Annotated in this window: 16 protein-coding genes; 9 read left to right on the forward strand and 7 right to left on the reverse strand. The window is 65.8% G+C overall.

Annotated elements, in window-relative coordinates; genetic code table 11:
- Positions 1-268: 268 nt before the first annotated feature.
- Genes FQ664_RS19585 through FQ664_RS19595 form a run of 3 tightly spaced genes read left to right on the forward strand, consistent with a single transcriptional unit; the run spans position 269 to position 4,813 of the window.
- On the forward strand, positions 269-1,441 hold the full coding sequence (locus FQ664_RS19585; RefSeq protein WP_144174244.1) for an efflux RND transporter periplasmic adaptor subunit: 1,173 nt from the start codon (positions 269-271) through the stop codon (positions 1,439-1,441).
- On the forward strand, positions 1,442-3,406 hold the full coding sequence (locus FQ664_RS19590; RefSeq protein ID WP_144174246.1) for a MacB family efflux pump subunit: 1,965 nt from the start codon (positions 1,442-1,444) through the stop codon (positions 3,404-3,406).
- 3 nt (positions 3,407-3,409) lie between these two features.
- Positions 3,410-4,813 carry an efflux transporter outer membrane subunit gene (locus FQ664_RS19595; RefSeq protein ID WP_144174248.1) on the forward strand — a complete coding sequence of 468 codons (1,404 nt, stop codon included), beginning with the start codon at positions 3,410-3,412 and terminating at the stop codon, positions 4,811-4,813.
- Between the two features lie 121 nt (positions 4,814-4,934).
- Here FQ664_RS19595 and pvdP read toward each other — a convergent pair whose 3' ends face one another.
- A complete protein-coding gene (gene pvdP / locus FQ664_RS19605) occupies positions 4,935-6,545 on the reverse strand; it encodes a pyoverdine maturation tyrosinase PvdP (RefSeq protein WP_144174251.1) in 1,611 nt (536 codons plus the stop codon).
- Positions 6,546-6,802: 257 nt separating this feature from the next.
- Between pvdP and pvdM the strand changes: the two genes are divergently transcribed.
- Positions 6,803-8,149 (forward strand): pyoverdine-tailoring dipeptidase-like protein PvdM, encoded by a 1,347-nt coding sequence (gene pvdM / locus FQ664_RS19610; protein ID WP_144174253.1) that lies wholly within the window; start codon positions 6,803-6,805, stop codon positions 8,147-8,149.
- Between the two features lie 17 nt (positions 8,150-8,166).
- A complete protein-coding gene (gene pvdN, locus FQ664_RS19615) occupies positions 8,167-9,453 on the forward strand; it encodes a pyoverdine-tailoring periplasmic protein PvdN (RefSeq protein WP_144174256.1) in 1,287 nt (428 codons plus the stop codon).
- Between the two features lie 134 nt (positions 9,454-9,587).
- Here the strand turns inward: pvdN and FQ664_RS19620 are convergent, their stop codons facing one another.
- Positions 9,588-10,556, reverse strand: a complete 969-nt coding sequence (locus tag FQ664_RS19620) for an alpha/beta hydrolase (protein WP_144174257.1) — start codon at positions 10,554-10,556, stop codon at positions 9,588-9,590.
- Positions 10,557-10,698: 142 nt separating this feature from the next.
- On the opposite strand from FQ664_RS19620, the gene FQ664_RS19625 reads away from it, so the two are divergent.
- Entirely contained in the window at positions 10,699-11,820 is a 1,122-nt protein-coding gene (locus FQ664_RS19625; protein ID WP_144174259.1) for a cupin-like domain-containing protein, read from the forward strand.
- A gap of 39 nt (positions 11,821-11,859) precedes the next feature.
- Here the strand turns inward: FQ664_RS19625 and FQ664_RS19630 are convergent, their stop codons facing one another.
- The 4 genes from FQ664_RS19630 to FQ664_RS19645 all read right to left on the reverse strand — a co-directional run bounded on the left by FQ664_RS19630 (position 11,860) and on the right by FQ664_RS19645 (position 16,156).
- The gene (locus FQ664_RS19630) at positions 11,860-13,251 is read right to left on the reverse strand and encodes an aspartate aminotransferase family protein (RefSeq protein ID WP_144174261.1); all 1,392 of its coding nucleotides are present in this window, start codon (positions 13,249-13,251) and stop codon (positions 11,860-11,862) included.
- A 217-nt stretch (positions 13,252-13,468) separates the two neighbouring features.
- On the reverse strand, positions 13,469-14,791 hold the full coding sequence (locus tag FQ664_RS19635; RefSeq protein WP_144174262.1) for an ATP-binding protein: 1,323 nt from the start codon (positions 14,789-14,791) through the stop codon (positions 13,469-13,471).
- Positions 14,788-15,471, reverse strand: a complete 684-nt coding sequence (locus FQ664_RS19640; RefSeq protein WP_144174264.1) for a response regulator — start codon at positions 15,469-15,471, stop codon at positions 14,788-14,790. Before FQ664_RS19640 ends, FQ664_RS19635 begins: the two co-directional genes overlap by 4 nt.
- Before the next feature lie 121 nt (positions 15,472-15,592).
- Positions 15,593-16,156 (reverse strand): nucleotidyltransferase family protein, encoded by a 564-nt coding sequence (locus FQ664_RS19645; RefSeq protein WP_144174266.1) that lies wholly within the window; start codon positions 16,154-16,156, stop codon positions 15,593-15,595.
- A gap of 224 nt (positions 16,157-16,380) precedes the next feature.
- On the opposite strand from FQ664_RS19645, the gene dsbD reads away from it, so the two are divergent.
- Genes dsbD through dsbG form a run of 3 tightly spaced genes read left to right on the forward strand, consistent with a single transcriptional unit; the run spans position 16,381 to position 19,686 of the window.
- Positions 16,381-18,096, forward strand: coding sequence for a protein-disulfide reductase DsbD (dsbD, locus tag FQ664_RS19650; RefSeq protein WP_144174268.1), 1,716 nt, complete (start codon positions 16,381-16,383; stop codon positions 18,094-18,096).
- Positions 18,096-18,932: a TlpA disulfide reductase family protein gene (locus FQ664_RS19655; RefSeq protein WP_144174269.1), complete on the forward strand. Its 837-nt coding sequence runs from the start codon at positions 18,096-18,098 to the stop codon at positions 18,930-18,932. Before dsbD ends, FQ664_RS19655 begins: the two co-directional genes overlap by 1 nt.
- A gap of 1 nt (position 18,933) precedes the next feature.
- On the forward strand, positions 18,934-19,686 hold the full coding sequence (dsbG, locus tag FQ664_RS19660) for a thiol:disulfide interchange protein DsbG (RefSeq protein WP_144174270.1): 753 nt from the start codon (positions 18,934-18,936) through the stop codon (positions 19,684-19,686).
- A gap of 110 nt (positions 19,687-19,796) precedes the next feature.
- Here dsbG and FQ664_RS19665 read toward each other — a convergent pair whose 3' ends face one another.
- Positions 19,797-20,735 carry an RHS repeat-associated core domain-containing protein gene (locus FQ664_RS19665; protein WP_144174271.1) on the reverse strand — a complete coding sequence of 313 codons (939 nt, stop codon included), beginning with the start codon at positions 20,733-20,735 and terminating at the stop codon, positions 19,797-19,799.
- Positions 20,736-21,147: the final 412 nt, after the last annotated feature.

Consider the following 21,147-nt stretch of genomic DNA (forward strand, 5'->3'; position numbering starts at 1 on the left):
CTGCCAGCCTATGCCAGAAAGCCCTTTCAGGCAGCAACGCGGGACCGAGTGATGTCAACGTGCGATCTTACAAATTATAATTATTCTCAGCAACAAGGGTATTGCTGTCGCGGTTCAGCGCCGGTGAGATCGAGCGCCGCCCGCGCGGCGCTCGATCTCACCGGCGCCACATCTCTGTCGCCACACACCTGTCAGCCCCCACACAACATCCGCTAAATCCCCTCGTGCCGCTTTCGTCTATCTGGCACCCCCTCGGCTGGAAGTCTGCATGAGACCTTTAACCAACACCCGGCGCCGGGTCCTGCTCACCGGCCTGGGCCTGCTCGGCCTGGGCAGCCTGCTGGCCTGGAAGGCCCTGCCCTACGGCGCACAGCCGCTCAGCACGGTCAGCGTGACCCGCGCCGACATCGAAAGCAGCGTCACCGCACTGGGCACCCTGCAACCACGGCGCTATGTAGACGTCGGTGCCCAGGCGTCCGGGCAGATCCACACCCTGCACGTCGAGGTCGGCGACACGGTGCGCAAAGGCCAGCTGCTGGTCGAGATCGACCCGTCGACCCAGCAGGCCCGGCTGGATGCCGGCCGCTATTCGATCGACAACCTCAAGGCCCAGTTGGCCGAACAACGCGCGCAGTTCCAACTGGCCCGGCAGCAGCTCAAACGCCAACGCGACCTGGCCGCCGCCGGCGCCACCCGCGACGAGGACGTGCAAACAGCCACCGCGCAGTTGAAGGTCACCCAGGCGCGCATCGACATGTTCCAGGCGCAGATCCGCCAGGCCCAGGCCAACCTGCGCAGCGACGAGGCCGAGTTGGGCTACACACGCATCTATGCGCCGATGGACGGCACGGTGGTGGCGGTGGATGCCCGTGAGGGGCAAACCCTCAATGCCCAGCAGCAAACCCCGCTGATCCTGCGCATCGCCAAGCTCTCGCCGATGACCGTGTGGGCCCAGGTGTCGGAGGCCGACATCGGCAAGGTCACCCCGGGCATGACCGCCTACTTCACTACCCTGGCCGGCGGCAAGCGCCGCTGGACCAGCACCGTACGGCAAGTGCTGCCGATTCCGCCGAAGCCGCTGGAGCAGGCCAGCCAGGGCGGCGGTAGCCCGGCCAGCGTCAGTAATGGCAGTGCCGGCAGCCAGGTGGTGCAGTACAGCGTGCTGCTGGATGTCGACAACCCGGACGGCGCGCTGATGGCCGAGATGACCACACAGGTGTTCTTCGTCGCGGGCAAAGCCAGCCAGGTATTGACCGTACCACTGGCCGCGCTGGACGACGGCGATGGCCGGCGCCTGGCGCATGTGCTGACCCGCGACGGCAAGGTCGAACAGCGCCAGGTGCACACCGGCCTCAGCGACCGCCTGCGGGTGCAGGTGCTGGACGGCCTCAACGAAGGCGAACGCCTGGTGATCGGCGCCCCTGGCGTCAGTGGAGGTTGAATGAGCACACCCCTGATCGAGCTGGTCGACATCCGTAAATCCTACGGCGGCGTCGAAACGCCCAAGGTCGATATCCTCCATGGCATCAACCTGTGCATCCATCCTGGTGAGTTCGTCGCCATCGTCGGCGCCTCCGGCTCCGGCAAGTCGACCTTGATGAATATCCTCGGCTGCCTCGACCGCCCCACTTCCGGCAGCTACCGCTTCGCCGGCAAGGATGTGGCCGAGCTGGGCAGCGACGAGTTGGCCTGGTTGCGCCGCGAGGCGTTTGGCTTCGTGTTCCAGGGCTACCACCTGATCCCCTCGGGCTCGGCCCAGGAAAACGTCGAAATGCCGGCCATCTATGCCGGCATCGCCGCCAGCGCACGCCACGCCCGCGCCAGCGCCCTGCTCGGCCGCCTGGGCCTGGCCAGCCGCACCGGCAACCGCCCGCACCAGTTGTCCGGTGGCCAGCAGCAACGGGTGTCGATTGCCCGGGCCTTGATGAACGGTGGCCATATCATCCTCGCCGACGAACCTACCGGCGCCCTCGACAGCCACAGCGGCAGCGAAGTGATGGCGTTGCTCGACGAGTTGGCCAGCCAGGGCCACGTGATCATCCTGATCACCCACGACCGCAACGTCGCGGCGCGGGCGCAGCGGGTGATCGAAATGCGTGACGGCCTGATCATCAGCGATTCGGCCGCCGAAAAGCCGACGGTCGACAACGGCCGAGGGCTGCAGGCCGACCAGCTGCGCCAACGCCTGGACCATGGTGCGACCTTGCACGGGGCGTGGAAAGGCGAACTGCTCGAAGCCCTGCAGGCGGCCTGGCGGGTGATGTGGGTCAACCGCTTCCGCACCGCCCTGACCCTGCTGGGCATCGTCATTGGCGTGGCCTCGGTGGTGGTGATGCTGGCCGTGGGCGAAGGCAGCAAGCGCCAGGTCATGGCGCAGATGGCCGCCTTCGGCTCGAACATCCTCTACCTCAACGGCAAGCCGGCGAGCCTGGGCGAACAGGCCGGCACCATCACCCTCGACGATGTCGCCGCCATCGGCCAACTGCCGCAGGTCAAGCACGTGATGCCGGTGATCGGCGAAAAGCTGATGGTGCGCCACGGCAACAACAGCCAGCGGTTCTATGTGGGCGGCAACAACACCCGGTTCCCCGAGATTTTCAACTGGCCGGCGGTGGCAGGCAGCTTCTACACCGATGCCGATGAAGCCAACGCTGCAGCGGTGGCGGTGATCGGCCAGAAAGTGCGGGAAAAGATGCTCGACCCTGGGCGCGACCCTCTGGGGCAGTACCTGCTGATTGGCAATGTGCCGTTCCAGGTGGTCGGTATCCTGGCCGGCAAGGGCGCCAGCTCTGGCGACCAGGACAGCGACGGGCGCATCGTGGTGCCCTACTCCGCCGCAGCCATCCGTCTGTTTGGCCAGCGCGACCCGGACTACATCGCCGTTGCCGCCCTCGACTCCACACGGGTCAACCAGGCCGAAGCGGCCATCGACAAGCTGCTGCGCCAGCGCCACAACGGCCGCCAGGACTTCGAGCTGACCAATGACGCGGCACTGATCCAGGCCGAAGCGCGCACACAGAACAGCCTGTCGCTGATGCTGGGGGCGATCGCCGCAATCTCGCTGCTGGTGGGCGGCATCGGCGTGATGAACATCATGTTGATGACCGTACGCGAGCGTACCCGTGAAATCGGCATCCGCATGGCCACCGGCGCCCGCCAGCGCGACATCCTGCGGCAATTTCTCAGCGAGGCAGTGATGCTGTCGATGGTCGGCGGCCTGGCCGGCATCGCCCTGGCTTTGGCCATCGGTGGCGGCCTGATGCTGGCCGAAGTGGCGGTGGCCTTTGCCCTGCCCGCCATGCTCGGCGCCTTCGCCTGCGCCGTCGTTACCGGCATCGTGTTCGGCTTCATGCCAGCGCGCAAGGCCGCCCGCCTCGACCCGGTCAAAGCCCTTACCAGCGAATAACCCATGACTCTGCCTAGCCGCATCAGCCTGTTGACCTTCTGCGTATGCCTCGCCGCCTGCAGCACGCCGCCCATACCCGCCAGCGGCATCGCCACGCCACCCGCCTGGCAAGGCGAGGCCGCAACACCCTCGGCACAACTGCCAACGGCACAGTGGTGGCAAGCCTTCGCCAGCAGCGAGCTCGACCGCCTGGTGCAACACGCCCTGCACAATGCCCATGACCTGGCTGCCGCCACGGCGCGGGTGCGCCAGGCCCAGGCCCGCGCGGTCATCGCCGGCGCGCCGCTGCTGCCGGAGCTGAAGCTGGGCCTGGACGGCAGCCGCCAACGCCTGCTGCACGGTGACGGCAACGACCAGCTGGACGTCAGCCGCAACGAGCCGACCAGCACCTCGTTCGACATGCAGCTCAGCGCCAGCTACGAAATCGACTTCTGGGGCGGCCTGCGGGCGACCCGCGACAGCGCCCTGCGCAGCCTGGATGCCAGCCGCTTCGACCGCCAGACCGTGGCGCTGACCCTGGTCAGTGCGGTGGCCGACAGTTACCTGCAGGGCCTGGCCCTGCAGGAACAGCTGCGCATTGCCCGCCTCAACCTGCGCAATGCCCAGGACGTGCTGGGCCTGGTCGAGGCACGCCAGCGCAGCGGTTCCGCCACGCAGCTGGAACTGGCCCAGCAGCGCAGCCTGGTGGCCGCGCAGCAACGTCAGCTGCCGTTACTGGAACAGAAGTGGCAGGACAGCCGGGTCACCCTGGCGACCCTGCTGGGCGAGCCGGTGCAGGCGCTACCCGCCAGCCAGGAAGCGATCATCACCCTGCAATGGCCCGCCATTGGCAGCGGCGTACCCAGCGAACTGCTCACCCGCCGCCCGGACATTGCCGCAGCGGAAGCACGCCTGGCCGCCGCCAGCGCCAACGTGCAGGTCGCCCGCGCCGCCATGCTGCCCAAGCTCACCCTCGGGGCCAGCCTGGGGGCTGGCGCCAATAGCTTTGCCCATTTGTTCGACAGCGCCTACTACACCCTCACCAGCGGCCTGGTCGCGCCGATCTTCAACAACGGCAGGCTGCGCGCCGCGCGTGAACTGGCCGAGGCTGAACAGGCAGAGTTGCTGGAGACCTACCGCAGCAGCATCCTGGCCGGGTTTGCCGATGTCGAGAAAGCGCTCAATGCGATCCAGGGCGTGGACCGCCAGCGACAGTGGCAGGATGAAGAAGTGGCGCAGGCGCGGCTGGCGTTCGACCTGGCGCAGCAACGGTATGGCGCCGGGGCGCAGACCCTGTTGAGCGTGCTGGAGACCCAGCGCACCTTGTATGTGGCGCAGGACCAGCAGGCGCAACTGCGCCTGGCCCGGTTGCAGGGCAGTGTGGCGTTGTACAAGGCTTTGGGCGGGGGGTGGGTGGTCCGCCAGTAGGGTCGCCTGTACCGGCCCTATCGCCGGCAAGCCAGCTCCCACAGGGTCTGCGCCGGGTTCAAGACATGCGCTGTACCTGTAGGAGCTGGCTTGCCGGCGATAGGGCCAATACAGGCAGCGACTAGTTCCGCACCTTCAGGTTGCGCGCATACCACGGCCGCTGCGGTACCTTGGGCCGCAGCTTGTCGAACAGGCCTTCATCGCTGTAGATGATGCGCAACGCCAGCTTCATGGTCTCCGGGTCCATCTCTACACTGCGCCCGGGCCGCAAACCCGGCACCGTCGAGCAGCCGTGGGTATCCGGCCCCAGCCACGGGTCCGCCACTTGCACCCAGCGCCCTGGCGCAAACCATGGCACGCCGTTGACCTCCAGGCGCCGTACCTCGCCCGGATGCAGCCGCTCATGGGCATGGAACCAGTCCTCGATGCGGTCGTCGATCCAGCCATGAAAGTGCCAGAACACCGGGTTCACATGGGATGAAAACGGGTCACCGAGAAAATCGTTCTGCTCGGCGAACCAGCGTTCGGCAAAATCATCCGGCGTGCGCGCCGTCGGCACTGGCATGCCGTTGGCCGGGTCGCGCGGCACCGATGCCCAGCGCATGTGCAGCCAGTCGTGCAGGCCCAGTTCCACCTCCGAACCGAACTGGCCCAGGGTCAAGGTGCTCAGGTACTCCGGGTCGGTATAGCGTGACTCCCAGACCTGGAAGTTGCCATGGAAGGTGTCCGGCGTCTTGATGTCGCGCACCCACTGGGTGTATTGCGCATCACCGCTGGCCAGCCAGGTGGGCGGCAGGGCATTGCCGTCATGGTTGTCGAAGTAGCGGGCGAATCCGGCGCGGTCGCGCTCCAGCTCCGGCTGCGGCAGCGGGAAGCGCGGCCATGACGGCAAGTCCTGCAAGGCACGGGCATTGCCAAGCATGTGCCGGTGCATGAAGAAAAAGTCCTCGCCCGAGCCGTTGCGGTCCTTGTGCCGGCCCCGCGCGTCACGCTCGCGCTCACGTGGCCCAGGCTGCCAGCCCAGACCACGCAGGGCGCCCTGCTTGTCCTTGGCCAGTTTGTGCCATTTGTCCCGCGAGGCGTGCCACAGCTGGTGGAACAGCCGATGCTCCGGGGTGATCAGCCAGGCCAGCAGTTGCGGGTTCAGCGGGGTACGCTCGCGCGCCTCGGGAAAGGTGTGCTTCAAGGCCAGGAAGTGGTTATCCTCCACCGGCAATGTCAGCGCGCAATCCAGGCGCGCAATGCGCCCGTTGAGGGTCGCCGGCCCGGCGTTGCCGAACCGGCCCCAGACCTCATCAAGCACGATATGGCATTCATAGCGTGCCTGTGCCGAAAACAGGCGCCAGCGCAAAGTGCCCGGTTTGTCCGCCAGAAGGTCGCCGACCACGCGGTAACGCGGCTCTTCCTGCCCACGCAGGCGCTCAGGGGTATCCAGGTAGCCGCGCAGGGCGCGCCCGCTGGCTGCCACATCCAGGAACAGCTCCAGCTCACCCGTGGGTAGACCGTCCAGCCCTGCATCCTTGCCTTGCAGGGTCCAGCGCCAGATGCCGCGCAAAGTATCGCCCAACTGCTGCAGGCGGGTATCGGCCAGCTCGACGACGGCCTCGCCAGGGGTTTCCGGGAACTCCTCGGCGGCACGCTGGCGCTGCACATACAGCGCCCCCAGCGCACCAGGCACCACCACACCGGTGAATGCCACACTGGCGATAAAACCGCGTCGGGAAATCGTCATTGCATACCTGTGCATTCAATGCGGCCATGGAGCACGGCCCGTCCAAGGCTAGAACGTTGCACGGCAGGCGAAATTTATAGACTCAGGGTCTGCATATGGCTTGAGGCCAATGCGCTCGAGGTGGGAGCTGGCTTGCCGGCGATTGGGCCGCATGGCGGCCCCCGACAGACGCTAAATTTCCCGGGTGCGAGCTCGTTCACTGCAAGTAGCGGCGGCCTCTGTGCCCATCCCTCGACGGTGAACCTATTGAGACCAAGATGACGACTCCACGCTGGAAGAAAGCCCTGTTTATCAGCCTGGCCACGGCGGTTGCCGCTGGCGCCGGGTTTGCCGCCTGGCACTACTTCGCCCCTCCCGCCGGCTATTCCAGGGAGGTGACCCGCCAGGCCAACGACCTGCAGGAACGCATCATCTCGTTTGACAGCCACATCACCCTGCCGCTGACCTTCGGCACCGAAGGCAGCGAGGCCGACAAGGATGGCGATGGCCGCTTCGACCTGGCCAAGGCCGCACGCGGGCGTTTGTCTGGCGCAGCCCTGACCATCTTCGCCTGGCCAGAATCCTGGACCGGTGACGGTGGCCCGCACCGCCCTACCCCAGGCTTCGTCGAGGCCGCCCGTCACACCCAGGAAGTGCGCTACAACGCCATCACCGCCATGGTCCGCGACTTCCCGCAGCAGGTGGGTATTGCCTATACCCCGCAAGACATGCGGCGCCTGCACGGCGAAGGCAAGTTCGTAGTGTTCCTCAGCATGCTCAACGCCTATGCGCTGGGCGACGACATCGATCAGCTCGACCGCTGGGCCGCGCGCGGCGTGCGCATGTTCGGCTTCAGCTACGTGGGCAACAACAGTTGGGCCGACTCCTCACGCCCGCTACCGTTCTTCAATGACACCGCCGATGCCCTGGACGGCCTGTCGCCGGTTGGCAAGCGCGCCGTGCAGCGGCTGAACGACCTGGGCGTGATCATCGATGTGTCGCAGATGTCCAGCAAGGCGCTGGCCCAGGCCGTCGCCCTCAGCCGCGCGCCGGTGGTGGCCTCGCACTCGGCGCCACGGGCCATGGTCGACATCGACCGCAACCTCTCCGACAAGGAGCTGCAGCTGATCAAGGACAGCGGCGGCGTGGTCCAGTTGGTGGCCTTCTCCACCTACCTCAAGCCCCTGAGCAGCACGACCCAGGACAAACTCAACGCCCTGCGCGCCCGCTACGACCTGCCGCCGCTGGCCAACCTGAACTACGCACTGATGCCCGGTGACCCGGTGATCGCCGGCTGGCCCGAGCAGAAGGTCGGCCAGTACGCCAACGCGCTGTACGGCATTCTCGAGGAAGAACCGCCGGCCACGCTCAAGGACTACGGCGACGCCATCGACTACACCGTGCGCAAGGTCGGCATCGACCATGTCGGCCTGAGCTCGGACTTCAACGAAGGCGGCGGCATCGACGGCTGGCAGAACGCCAGTGAAGCACGCAACGTCACCGCCGAACTGATCAGCCGCGGCTACTCCGAAGCGGATATTGCCAAGCTCTGGGGCGGCAACTTCCTGCGGGTGTGGGAGCAGGTGCAGCGCGCCGCGCAACCCGTCGCCACCGCATCCCCCTGACCCTTGCGAGCAACTTGATGAACGATCGTCGCACCTTTCTCAAGCAGGCCGGCCTGCTGGCGGCCGCCCTGCCCCTCACCGGCCCGCTGCTGCCTGCCGCCCACGCGGCACCTGCACCACCTGCCACTGCCAACGACTGGGCCGCGTTCCGCAGCCTGTTCGAGCTGGACCCGGCCTACGCACACTTTGCCAACTTCCTGATCACCTCACACCCAAGGCCCGTGCGCGAAGCCATCGAGGCACTGCGCGCCCGCTTCGACCGCCAGCCGGCCCGCATGGTCGACTGGGATAGCCAGTCGGAGTGGAAGCACGAAGCCGCCGTGCGCGAATGGGCAGCCCGTTACCTCGAAGTGACGCCCCGGCAAATCGCCCTGACCGGCAGCACTACTGAAGGCCTGGGACTGATCTATGGCGGGCTGAAGATTGCCCCGGGGCAGGAAATTCTCACCACCGTGCACGAGCATTCGGCCGCCCGTCACACCATGGGCTTTCGCACCACACGCGATGGCACGCCGGTGCACCGGCTGCGCCTGTTCGAAGACCCCGCCAAGGTCAACAGCGACCAGGTACTGGCCACCATAGCGGCGGCCATCGGGCCGAAAACCCGGGTGCTGGGCATGACCTGGGTGCACTCGGGCAGTGGCGTGAAATTGCCCGTGGGCGAGATCGGTGCGCTGGTGCGCGAGGCCAATCGCCAGCGTGACGAACAGGACCAGATCATCTACGTGATCGACGGTGTGCATGGCTTGGGTGTCGAAGACATGCGCTTTGCCGACCTCAACTGCGATTACTTCATCGCCGGCACGCACAAGTGGATGTTCGGGCCGCGGGGTACCGGGATCATCTGCGCGGCGTCCACCGAACTGAAGCAGCTGAACCCGACCGTTGCCACGTTTTCCGAGAATGAGGACTTTGCCACGGTGATGTCGCCCGGGGGTTACCATGCGTTCGAGCATCGCTGGGCGTTGGGCAAGGCGTTCGAGTTGCACCTGCAGTTGGGTAAGGCGGCGGTGCAGGCGCGAATTCATGGGCTTAATGACTATCTCAGGCAGCACCTTGAAGCGCTGCCGGGAATCGAGCTGGTGACACCGCGCAGTGCACGGTATTCGGCGGGGTTCACCTTCTTCCGGGTCGCGGGGCAGGATGCTGACGAGGTGGCCCGCTATCTCGATAGCCGGCGCATTGTGGTCGATGCGGTGTCGCGGGATGTCGGGCCGGTGGTGCGGACGGCACCCGGGTTGCTGAATACCGAGGCGGAGATCGAGCGGTTGGTGGATATTCTGAAGCGCTACCTGCACGCTTGAGGGTTGCCTGTACCGGCCCTGGCGCCGGCAAGCCAGCTCTCATAGAACTGCACATAACTCGTTGAATTAGCAGGGCCCCTGTGGGAGCTGGCTTGCCGGCGACAGGGGCGCAACGCGCCCCCGGCGACCTCAAGTCAGGACTGGCCGCCGACCCGCTTCAACCACTCCCCGACATCCTGGTAGATCCCCGCCACCTGCCCCACGATCCCCGACATGCGCAAGAAGTCATGGGTCAACCCCTCCACCCGGGTAAAGGTTACCGCCGTGCCACCCGCCACCAGCCAGTCACGATAGGCCATACCCTCATCATGCAACGGGTCATATTCGGCCACCAACAGGTACGCCGGCGCCAGAGGCTCGCGCAGCGTCGACAGCAACGGCGACACCCGCCAGTCCAGGCGCTGCTCGCGCTGCGGCGCATAGTGCTGGTAGAACCACTCCAGGGTAGGCGTCTCCAGCAGGTAACCCTCGGCATGCTCGCGATGGGACTCACGCTGGCAAGAGATATCGGTCACCGGGTAGAACAGCAACTGCGCCAGCGGCTTGAACGCCAGCGCCTCGGGCTGCTCCACCGCCGTAATGGCCAGCACCGCCGCCAGGCTGGCGCCCACACTGTCCCCTGCCAGCACCACCCGGCGGCTGTCCAGGCCCAGCGCCGGCGCCTGTTCAGCCAGCCAGTTGGCTGCGTCCAGTGCATCGTGCAGGGCCATCGGAAACTGCTGCTCCGGTGCCAGCCGGTAGTCCGCCGCCAGCACCGCGAACGCGCCCAGGGCCGCCAGGCGGCGGCACACCGAGTCATGCGAATCCAGGCTGCCGACCACGTAGCCGCCGCCGTGCAGGTACAGGATCACCGGCTGCAAGGCAGCGCCGGCATCGCCCTGGCGGTACAAACGAGCAGCCAGGCGGGTACCGTCGCGCGCGCTGATCTGCAGTTCGCTGGCCGTGACGTTGCCGGGCGGGCTCGGGTCGAGCACCTGCGAGCTGCCTTCGAACTCGGCACGGGCCTGGGCCACGTCCATCGCGTGCATGGGCAGGCTCCTGCCCGTCAGCCGGCCAAATTCGACCAGTTCCAGAAATGCTGCCAGATCAGGGTGCAGTGCCATGTGGGTTCCTTGGGTGAACAATGTGCCTCAAACCTCCCTACGGGACGTAGCAGCACGCTGAAAAATTACCCGCCCACCGAGCTAAATCGTTGGCGCGGGCACTCGTTATCCCTGCACAACGAAAGACCGCCAGAGGCACACCGTGGACCTTCAGAGCATCCTCAGCAAACTGTTCGCCAACGCCCATGCCGTCGGCATCGAAGGCGTTTTCCAGTTCGTCTTCAGCCAGGACCGGGCCTTCTGGTCGGAGGTGCGCGACAGCAGTCGCACCGGGGCAGGCCGCCACAGCGCCCCGGACGTCACCATCGAGGTGGCCGAGTGCGACTTCCTTGGCATCATGGGTGGCACCGCCAACGTCGAGGAGCTGTTCGCCAGCGCGCGCCTGAAGATCACCGGCAACATGGGCCTGGCCACCCTGCTGCCGCAGATCATCAGCAACGCCCGCCGGGGCGCGCCGGCGACCAAGGTGTCGATGAACCAGCGCTACCCGACACCAGCACGCCTCAGCGAACGGGTATCGGCCGCGCAGCCGCTGCAGCGCGAGGTGGCACGCATTGCCCGCGCCGACATGCCGTTGGCGCGCTTCCAGGGCGAATACCTGGTGCACGGTACCCCGCTGGTCATTAGCGATGCCCTGCAGGACTGGCCGCTGTTCACCATGGGCCGCGAAGCCTCGCTGGTGCATTTCGCCGAACTGCAGGGCATCACCCGGCACGGCGACTACGTGAAGAAGACCTTCTCTACCGACCGCGACTTCCGCTCCACCTCCATGGCCGATTTCATCGCCGCGCTGGATGCACCGGCCAAACCCGGCGAAACCCCGGCCTACATGGGCAACAACATCGTGCCGGAAAAGCTGCTGACGCTGATTCGCTACCCGCAGTATTTCGCCCGCGAGCAGTTCATTGCGCCACGCATCTGGATCGGCCCCAAGGGCACCCTGACGCCGCTGCACCGCGACGACACCGACAACCTGTTCGCCCAGGTCTGGGGGCAGAAATCGTTCATCCTTGCCGCGCCGCACCACCGCCCGGCCCTGGGCACCTGGTCGACCAGCCCCAAGGGCGGCCTGGACGGCTGCGACTTCAACCCCGACGCCCCGGACTACCAGCGCTTCCCGGCGGCACGCGAAGTACCGTTGCTGCGCGTGGTGCTGCAGGCCGGTGACCTGCTGTTCCTGCCCGAGGGCTGGTTCCACCAGGTGGAATCGGTGACTACCTCGCTGTCGGTGAACTTCTGGGTGAACTCCGGGCGCGGTTGGTAGCCAGGATTGCCGGGGCCGCTGTGCGGTCCCGGCCATGGATCAGACCGCCGCGATCAGCGCCTCGGCAAACCGCTGCGCCACCTCATCGATCTGCTCGCCACTGATGATCAACGGCGGCAGGAAGCGCACCACCGCCCCATGTCGCCCCCCCAGCTCCAGGATCAGCCCACGCTTGAGGCACTCACGCTGCACCTTCGCCGCCAGCTCGCGGTTAGCCGCCTGATGCCCAAGAGTATCCCGCTGGCCTTGCGGGTCGACCAGTTCCACCCCGAGCATCAACCCACGCCCGCGAACATCACCCAACTGCGGATAATCCCGCTGCAACTGCCGCAAGTGCTGGCGCAGGCGCTGCCCCATGGCCTCGGCATGCTCGGCCAGGCGATGCTCGACCAGGTATTCGATCACCGCCGACCCCGCCGCCATGGCCATCTGGTTTCCCCGGAAGGTGCCGGCATGGGCACCCGGTTTCCAGGTGTCCAGCCAGTCGCGGTACACCACCACCGCCAGCGGCAGGCTACCGCCAATGGCTTTGGACAGGGTGACCACGTCCGGGACGATGCCGGCATGCTCGAAGGCGAACATGCGCCCGGTGCGGGCAAAACCGCTCTGGATCTCATCGACGATCAATGCCACGCCGGCCTGCTCGGTGATACGGCGGACCCCCTTGAGCCACTCGATATCGGCCGGGATGACCCCGCCCTCGCCCTGCACCACTTCCAGAATGACCGCCGCCGGCAGCGGCACGCCGCTTTCCGGGTCGAGCAGCAGGTTTTCCAGGTAGTGCAGGTTGGCCTTGACCCCGGCTGCGCCGCCCAGGCCGAACGGGCAACGATAGTCGTAGGGGTACGGCATGAACTGCACCCCGTTGCCAAGCAAGGCCCCCAGCGGCTGCTTCGGCGCATGGCTACCCATCAGGCTCAACGCACCCTGGCTCATGCCATGGTAGGCGCCATGGAAGGCCAGCACGGTGCTGCGGCCAGTGGCGCTGCGCACCAGTTTCAGCGCTGCTTCCACCGCATCGGTACCGGTCGGGCCGCAGAACTGCACCTTGGCCTCACGGCGCAACGCCTCGGGCAGCACACCGAACAGGTCCTGGACGAAGCGGTCCTTGACCGGCGTGGTCAGGTCCAGGGTGTGCAGGGGCAACTCATCGGCCAGCACCCGCTGGATCGCCTCGACCACCACCGGGTGGTTGTGGCCCAGCGCCAAGGTGCCGGCACCGGCCAGGCAGTCGATGAACTGGCGGCCTTCGACATCTTCCACATGGATGCCACAGGCGCGCTTGAGCGCCAGCGGGATGCGCCGAGGGTAGCTGCGGGCGTTGGACTCCTGTTGCTGCTGGCGTTGCAGCAAGGGTGAGTCGGTGAACTCGTACAAGGCACGCGGCGTGCTGGCCGGCGGGACCTGGGCAAGGCAGGAAGCAGTGGACATGGATGATTCCTCGCAAGCAAGCGAAAGTGCGGGTGTTCGTCGCTTGGGAAACGCTTGAGTGCGGGGAGGATTTAGCGGTTGCTATGGGATTTTTGAAAGCAGGCCCGGCCTCTTCGCGGGTAAACCCGCTCCCACTGGATTGGCACAGATCTCAGGGTTGATGCCGTACCTGTGGGAGCGGGTTTACCCGCGAAGAGGCCGGAACAGGAGATAGAAATCAATGCCCGAAGCGCGCCGGCACTTGCAACAGCACCCGCAACCCGTCACTGCGGCTGTCGAACTTCACGCTGCCGGCACAACGCTGCACGATCGCCTGCACGATCGCCAGCCCCAATCCGCAGCCACCACTCTGCCCGTTACGCCAGAAGCGCTCGGTCAGGTGCTCCAGATCCGCCTCGGCAATCCCCGGCCCATGGTCACGTACCATGAAGCCCACCTGGCCGTCAGCCATCTGCACCTCAAGCTCCACCGCCTCGTCGCCGCCATGGCGCAAGGCGTTGTCCAGCAGGTTGCGCAGCGCCGCCACCGCCAGCGGCGCAGGCATGCCCAGGTAGATCTGCGTAGCTTCCTCGGGCAAGTGCAACACGATCCGCCGGTTGTCCCCCCCGCCGGCGTCCTGCACCGCCTGCCGGGCCACCTGCTCGGCGCTGCACTGCACGCCATCCTCGAACGACAGGCTGCCCTCCACCCGCGCCAGCATCAACAGTTGCTCCAGCGTGCGGTGCATGCGGTCGGCGCCCTGCTCGGCATGCTCCAGCGCCTGCTCACGCACGGCGCCATCGGTCATCCGCGCTACCTGCAGGTGGGTCTTGATCGCCGTCAGCGGGCTGCGCAGTTCATGCGCGGCATCATCGGTCAGGCGCCGCTCACGCTCGATGGTCTGGGCAATGCGCAGGAACAGCTGGTTCTGGGTTTCCAGCAACGGTTGCAGTTCGCTGGGCATGCCCGCCACCTGCAGCGGCTCGACACTGTCTGCGCGCCGGCGGCGCAGGGCATCACGCATGCGGTTGAGCGGCTCCAGGCCCTTGCCCAGGCCGATCCACAACAGCCCCAGGCTGCCAAGCAGGGCCATCAATACCGGCGCCGAAGCGGCCAGCAGGATCGACTGGTTCAGCGCCTCGCGCTCCATGTGCCGGTCGGCGGTGGTGATACGCACATCGCCATGGTTATAGGTGAAGGTGCGCCACCGCGCGTCGTCGATGGTCTGGTCACGGAAACCGCTGCGCTCATCGTCCATGGCGCCATCGTGCTTGTGATTGCTGGCAAGGATCTCGCCACGCAGCGAGCTGACCTGGCAGGCCATGCCGTCCGGTACGCTGAACTGGTCGGCGGAAAAATGCGCCTCCCCGACCTTGGCAGTCAGCGGCTGCGGCAGTTGATCGACCAGCCCGGCGACCATGCGCGCCGACGCCACCAGGCGCTGATCGAGGGAGAACATCATCTGCTGGCGCAGGTCGCGCAGCATCCACGCCGCGGCCAGCACCCAGATGACCACGAAGGCGCTGCCCAGGATCAGGCTCAGGCGTACCCGCAGGCTCATGATGCGGCCTCTTCCGGCGCCTGCGCCGGGCCCAGGCGGTAACCCAGGCCGCGCACGGTCTCGACGATGCCGTTGCCCAGCTTGCGCCGCAGATGGTGGATATGCACGTTCAAGGCATTGCTCTCGACTTCGTCGCTGAAGCCGTACACGCAGTCTTTGAGCTGCTCGCTGGACAGCACCCGCCCGGGGTTCTGCAGCAGCGCCTGGAGCAATGCCTGTTCACGCCGGGACAGGTCGACCGGCTGCCCTGCCAGTGTTGCCGCGCAAGTGCTGGGGTCGTAACGCAGCGGGCCGTGCTCGATCACGTTCACCGCCCGCCCGGCTACCCGCCGCAGCAGGGTGTGCAGGCGTGCGGCCAGCTCGCGCAGGTCGAACGGTTTGAGCAGGTAATCGTCGGCACCGGCCTGCAGGCCATCGACCCGGTCGGTGACCGCATCACGGGCGGTGAGCACCAGCACTGGCAGTGTCTCGCCCTGCTGGCGCAGGCGGCGCAGCAGCCTCAGGCCGTCTTCGTCGGGCAGGCCAAGGTCGAGGATCATCACGTCGAACTGCGCGGCCTGCAGCATCGCCCGCGCATCGGCGGCGTTGCCCACCCGGTCCACAGTCAGGCCCTGGGCAGTAAGGCCGGCGCAGATGCCGGCGGCGATCAGGTCGTCGTCCTCGCAGAGCAGAACGTGCATGGTGGGGCTCCCGGAGTGGTGTAGCTGGCATTGCACTATGGGGGGATTAAGGGGGGATTATGGACCTTTTGCGGGATGGATTGGGGAGTTCGTCCTGGGTGCGGTGGCGAACACTTCGGGCCTAAATCAACCCCTGCGGCGTATCTACATCCAGCAGAACCCCAGCATCCGCCACCTCAACCACCACACAACAAGCCCGCTGCGCCCGCACCACCGTCCGCGCCCCTTCATCCCCGGACAATTGCTCCAGCGCCGGCCAGAAATCGCGCCCGAAAATCACCGGGTGCCCCTGCTGCCCGGCATGACGTGGCAACACGATTTTCGAAGCACTGGCGGCTTCGACCAACCGACGCAAGGTTGGCGATTCGATCCAGGGCATATCACCCAGCAAAATCGCCACCGCCTGTGCCTTGCTGTCACCTAACGACCTGGCGCCGGCAGCCAGACTATGTCCCATCCCCGACGCCGCATCCGGGCTGACGATAACCCGGCAATCGGCAGGCAAGCCAAAATCCTCGCCCCACTCGCCCGCGCGCAACACCACACGCACATCATCGAACACCGCCTGGGCCCGTTCCACACTATGCGCCAGCAGGCTGCGACCATCAGTCAAGGTCGCCCGGCGCTTGTCTGCACCGAAGCGCAAACCGCGTCCGGCCGCCAGCACCAGCGCGATCACGCTCACAGCGCCACCTGACGCATGTCGGCGGTAGCGCTGGCGCCTGTTGCAACGATAGTGAAGGCCTCGGCGAGCATGGTCAGGTCATCGATCTGCAAGTCCTGGGGCAATCCAACCACCGCCGTGTCGGCATGGCAAGCGCGAACGGCAATAACGCTGCCGCGGTTTAACCTTGAGTTAATCGACCCAAGCCAGCATGGCCCCATTCCTAGATCTGCCAAGGCGAAGACATGCGCGTCCTCCTGCTCTTCCTGACACTGCTTCTGGCCGGCCCGCTGCAGGCCAACCCGTTCGACGTCAAACCTGCTTTCCTGCCGGTCGACCAGGCCTTCGTGCTGACCCACGAGCGCCAGGCCGACGGCCAGATGCGCCTGTCCTTCCAGATCAAGCCAGGCTACTACCTGTACCAGAAACGCCTGAAATTCGACGGCCTGCCCGCCGAACAGCACCCGCAATTGCCAGCCGCCGTCAACCACCACGACGAGTTCTTCGGCGACAGCGCGGTGTACCGTGACCCGCTCGAACTGTTGCTGCCCGCCAATGCGCAGGGTCAGCTGCGCCTGGGCTGGCAGGGCTGTGCCGACGCCGGCCTGTGCTACCCGCCGCAAACCACGTCGATCGACCTGGGTGGCAGCGTGGCGCCTGTGGTCGAGCAAGCCACTGACCAGGCCTTGGCCAGCGACCTGCAGCAGGGCCACCTGGCCTGGGGTCTGTTGGCGTTCTTCGGCCTTGGCCTGTTGCTGGCCTTTACCCCCTGCTCGCTGCCGATGCTGCCGATCCTCGCCGGGCTGGTGCTGGGCAATGGCGCCAGTGCCCGGCGCGGCTGGGTGCTGGCCGGGGTCTATGTACTGAGCATGGCCCTGGTGTACGCCGCCCTGGGCGTGGTCGCCGCGCTGCTGGGCGCCAGCCTCCAGGCCTGGCTGCAGCAACCCTGGCTGCTGGGCAGCCTGGCGGGGCTGTTCGTGCTGCTGGCCCTGCCGATGTTCGGTGCCTTCGAACTGCAACTGCCCGCCGCTGTGCGTGACCGCCTCGACCGCGCCGGGCAAGGCATCCGTGGCGGCAACCTGTATGGCGCGGCGCTGCTGGGCGCGCTGTCCGGCCTGCTGATGGGCCCGTGCATGACCGCGCCGTTGGCCGGCGCGTTGCTGTACATCGCCCAGAGCGGTGACGTGCTGCAGGGGGCGCTGGTGCTGTTCAGCCTCGGCCTGGGCATGGGCGTACCGCTGCTGTTGCTGGTGACCCTGGGCAACCGCTACCTGCCACGCCCGGGCGCCTGGATGAACCGGGTCAAGGGCGTGTTCGGCTTCGTGTTCCTGGGCATGGCGCTGTACACCGTGCGCGGCCTGCTGCCCGCAGCATTGCTGCTGGCCCTGAGCGGCGCCTTGCTGATCGCCCTGGCCTGGGCGGCGTGGCCGGCCCTGCAGCGGTTGCCGGCGTTACGCGCAGTGCCGCTGCTGGGTGCCCTGTGGGGCGGCCTGCTGCTGGTGGGTGCAGCGGCCGGTGGCGACGACCTCTGGCAGCCGCTGCGCCCGTTCGCCGGTGGCGCTGCTGCACCGGCGGCCGGCCAGCACGCCGAGGACGCCTTCGTCACCGTCAGCCGCCCCGCAGACCTGCAACGCGAACTGGATGCGGCCAAGGCCCGTGGCCAGTGGGTGATGCTCGACTACTATGCCGACTGGTGCGTGTCGTGCAAGGTCATGGAAAAACAGGTGTTCGCCCGCAGCGACGTGCAGGCCGGCCTGGCCGGCGTGCAGCTGCTGCGCCTGGACGTAACCGCCGACACCCCGGCCAGCCAGGCGCTGCTGCAGCGCTACCGGGTACCCGGCCCGCCCAGCATCATCTGGATCGGCCCGGAAGGCGACGAACGCCGTGCCCGGCGCATCACCGGTGAAGTGGATGCGGCCGCCTTCCTGCAACACTGGACCCAGACCAGGAGCCAAGGCTGATGCTGACCGTAACCCTCGGGCCACTGACCATGGCCCTCAACCACCTGCTGATGCTCACCGCCCTGGTGATCGCCAGCGTGGTCGGCTGGTGGGTCGCCCGGCGTGGCGGCGAGAGTCCGGAGTCGGCACTGTTCAACCTGTTCCTGGTCGGTCTGCTGTGCGCACGTGCCGGTTTCGTGCTGGCCTACTGGCCGATGTACCAGGACGACCCGCTGCAGATCATCGATATCCGTGATGGCGGCTTCCTGTTCTGGTCGGGCCTTGCCGGCATCGTGCTCGGCGCCCTGTGGCAGGGCTGGCGCCACCCGGGCCTGCGCCGCCCGCTGGGCTGGGCGCTGTTCAGCGGTGCGCTGTTCTGGGGCCTGGCCAGCCTCGGCGGGCACCTGTACAGCAAGGGCACCGAGCTACCGGAACTGAGCCTGCGTAACGCCGGTGGCCAACCGGTGGCGTTGCACAGCTACCGCGGCAAGCCGCTGGTGATCAACATCTGGGCCACCTGGTGCCCACCCTGCCGACGCGAAATGCCGGTGCTGCAACAGGCGCAAAGCGCTTACCCACACGTGACCTTCCTGTTCGTCAACCAGGGCGAGACCCCGGAAAACGTCAGCACCTTCCTCGCCACCACCGGCCTGAGCCTGACCCACGTGCTGTTCGACGGTACTGGCCTGCTGGCCCAGCGCGTCGGCTCAATGGCCCTGCCCACCACCCTGTTCTATGACGCTGACGGGCGCCTGGTCGGCAGCCACCTCGGCGAGCTGTCCCGGGCCAGCCTGCGCCACGCCCTGGAGCCTTTCGACCGGGCCACCACGCCCGCCCCTGCCGCACAAGGAAACTGACATGCGACTGACTGCACTGCTGCCCCTGGCCCTGCTGGCTGCCCCCGCCCTGCAGGCCGAAGAGTTGCCCAAGGCGATTCAGCAACTGCAAGCCAAGGGCGCCGTGATCAAAGGCAGCTTCGACGCCCCCAACGGCCTGCGCGGGTATGCCGCCGAGTACCATAATAACGGCCTGGCCCTGTACCTCACCCCTGACGGCAAGCATGTACTGGTCGGCAGCCTGTTCGACGAACAGGGTAAGGACCTCAGTGCCGAGCCGCTGAAAAAGCTGGTGTATGCGCCGATGAGCAAGGAAATCTGGGCGAAGATGGAGAACACCGCCTGGATCGCCGACGGCAAGGATGATGCACCGCGCAAGGTGTACCTGTTCAGCGACCCGAACTGCCCGTACTGCAACATGTTCTGGGAGCAGGCACGGCCGTGGGTGGCGTCGGGCAAGGTGCAGTTGCGCCATATCATGGTCGGTATCATCCGCGAGGACAGCCCGGGCAAGTCGGCGGCGTTGCTGGCGGCGAAAGACCCGGCCAAGGCACTGCAGCAGCATGAGCAGGCCGGCAAGGCCAGCACGCTGAAGGCGCTGGAACAGGTGCCGGAGGCGGTGCAGCAGAAGCTGGCGGCGAACATGGCGCTGATGGAAGAGATGGGCTTGCAGGCGACCCCGGCGATTTTCTATCAGGATGAGCAGGGCAACCTGCAGAGCCAGCAAGGGGCGCCGCGGCCGGAGTTGCTTGGGAAGATTCTCGGCAAGCTTTGAATGTGAGATCACCGGGGGCAATTGTCCGAACGTGTTCGGGCCTCTTCGCGGGTAAACCCTCGACCACAGTCTCATCGACGCAGGCATAGCGAAGAAATTCGCGATTATTCCTACAACTGTTTGCCATTCAGTGCTTTGCGTATACCTCGGTTAATACGACGGAGTTCATCATCGGAGTCCGACCCCGATGATGTGTCGTACGAAGGTAATCTTGTTCGCTGAGCCTCCCGAAACTTTCTGGCGGCCTCGATATCACGGATAAGTTGGTCCCTTGCACCATCAGGAAATGATTGGGGAGGGAGCGTTATATCTGGTCTTTTCACCAAAAGCTCATAGGAGTGGCCAAGGGCCGGGCCGACAGTGCCCGCGAGCGCGGCATCGACTAGTTTTCCAGGATCACCCAGCGAACGCTCGATCTTTTGGAAGGCTGGCCTGGTCATACGGTAAAGGTGTTTATTGGCTCTTGAAAACGCGGCAGCGCTTCTCAGGTCTAGATGTCTGACGATTCTGGAGAATACGTCGGGTTCATTTATGGAAGTGATGGAAGTCGCCGGTTGCGACATCTGAGCGGAAGGACGTAGCCTGCGTTTCATCTGGCCGCTGGGGTCGACGTTATTGACGGGATCGCAACTGCAATAGCAGTACCCATTTATCCCCCCCTTCCCAAACGGGCTCAACCTGTCAGGCGAAATGAATCGCATCATGGCGGGGCGGAATGATCGATAGCCATTGCCTAGTGCATAGCAGCCCGGAACCAGAGCGAATGCTTCCCCATTGAAGCCAAGTAATGTGAGTAATGACGGTAGTTTCGGGTCATGGCCGTAAGCAGAGTATGCGTGATGTTCCCCTTTGTCAGTTTCCTGCACCGACAGTACCGAGGCCTTTGCGTCTGTCGCGAACAAACCGTATGCCTCGCCGCCAGCGACTCGCGGCTCGGCCAAGGGCATATCGGGCGTGCGAAAAACGGCGCGATGCTGGTCATCATGCTTCACCATTATGAGCTTATCCCCTTGGTAGAAGACATACGACCTGCGCGATGAATTGTTCATGATGATTTCCGGAGTGAGTAGAGTACGCTGCTATCCACTGTACCCCCCCTTGCAGAGACTGAGGAACTGGCAGAAATAGCAGGTATATCGCAATGGTTTTTTGCCCATCAACTCGTCAGCGATAAATCCCATACATACCCCATCAACTCCCGGATCTGCTCATGGGCATCCTAATAAGAAATGTCAACACTGCATCGCAGCCGGAGTTGCTTGGGAAGATTCTTGGCAAGCGCTGAAAGATACGGTGTCTGAACCGGCCTCTTCGCGGGTGAACCCGCTTGTATGGTTAGACTTGAAGGGGTGGTGGGACTAAATGCCCGATTCTGACTGTTCACAGCAGTACAGACCGTGGGAGACATCGCCCCACCTCTTCCACCAAAGCGCCGATAAAGAATGCATCGTTTGCAAGCGA

The sequence above is a fragment of the Pseudomonas persica genome (assembly GCF_900291015.1).
GTDB lineage: Bacteria > Pseudomonadota > Gammaproteobacteria > Pseudomonadales > Pseudomonadaceae > Aquipseudomonas.

Bases quoted from the DNA above. Each gene is read 5' to 3' on its own strand.
- FQ664_RS19635 (WP_144174262.1), bottom strand. From the start codon at position 14,791: ATGAGCCTGCGGGTACGCCTGAGCCTGATCCTGGGCAGCGCCTTCGTG.
- pvdM (WP_144174253.1), top strand. From the start codon at position 6,803: ATGACGACTCCACGCTGGAAGAAAGCCCTGTTTATCAGCCTGGCCACG.
- dsbD (WP_144174268.1), top strand. From the start codon at position 16,381: ATGCGCGTCCTCCTGCTCTTCCTGACACTGCTTCTGGCCGGCCCGCTG.
- FQ664_RS19620 (WP_144174257.1), bottom strand. From the start codon at position 10,556: ATGGCACTGCACCCTGATCTGGCAGCATTTCTGGAACTGGTCGAATTT.
- pvdN (WP_144174256.1), top strand. From the start codon at position 8,167: ATGAACGATCGTCGCACCTTTCTCAAGCAGGCCGGCCTGCTGGCGGCC.
- FQ664_RS19630 (WP_144174261.1), bottom strand. From the start codon at position 13,251: ATGTCCACTGCTTCCTGCCTTGCCCAGGTCCCGCCGGCCAGCACGCCG.
- FQ664_RS19590 (WP_144174246.1), top strand. From the start codon at position 1,442: ATGAGCACACCCCTGATCGAGCTGGTCGACATCCGTAAATCCTACGGC.
- dsbG (WP_144174270.1), top strand. From the start codon at position 18,934: ATGCGACTGACTGCACTGCTGCCCCTGGCCCTGCTGGCTGCCCCCGCC.
- FQ664_RS19585 (WP_144174244.1), top strand. From the start codon at position 269: ATGAGACCTTTAACCAACACCCGGCGCCGGGTCCTGCTCACCGGCCTG.
- FQ664_RS19665 (WP_144174271.1), bottom strand. From the start codon at position 20,735: ATGAACAATTCATCGCGCAGGTCGTATGTCTTCTACCAAGGGGATAAG.
- FQ664_RS19655 (WP_144174269.1), top strand. From the start codon at position 18,096: ATGCTGACCGTAACCCTCGGGCCACTGACCATGGCCCTCAACCACCTG.
- pvdP (WP_144174251.1), bottom strand. From the start codon at position 6,545: ATGACGATTTCCCGACGCGGTTTTATCGCCAGTGTGGCATTCACCGGT.
- FQ664_RS19640 (WP_144174264.1), bottom strand. From the start codon at position 15,471: ATGCACGTTCTGCTCTGCGAGGACGACGACCTGATCGCCGCCGGCATC.
- FQ664_RS19595 (WP_144174248.1), top strand. From the start codon at position 3,410: ATGACTCTGCCTAGCCGCATCAGCCTGTTGACCTTCTGCGTATGCCTC.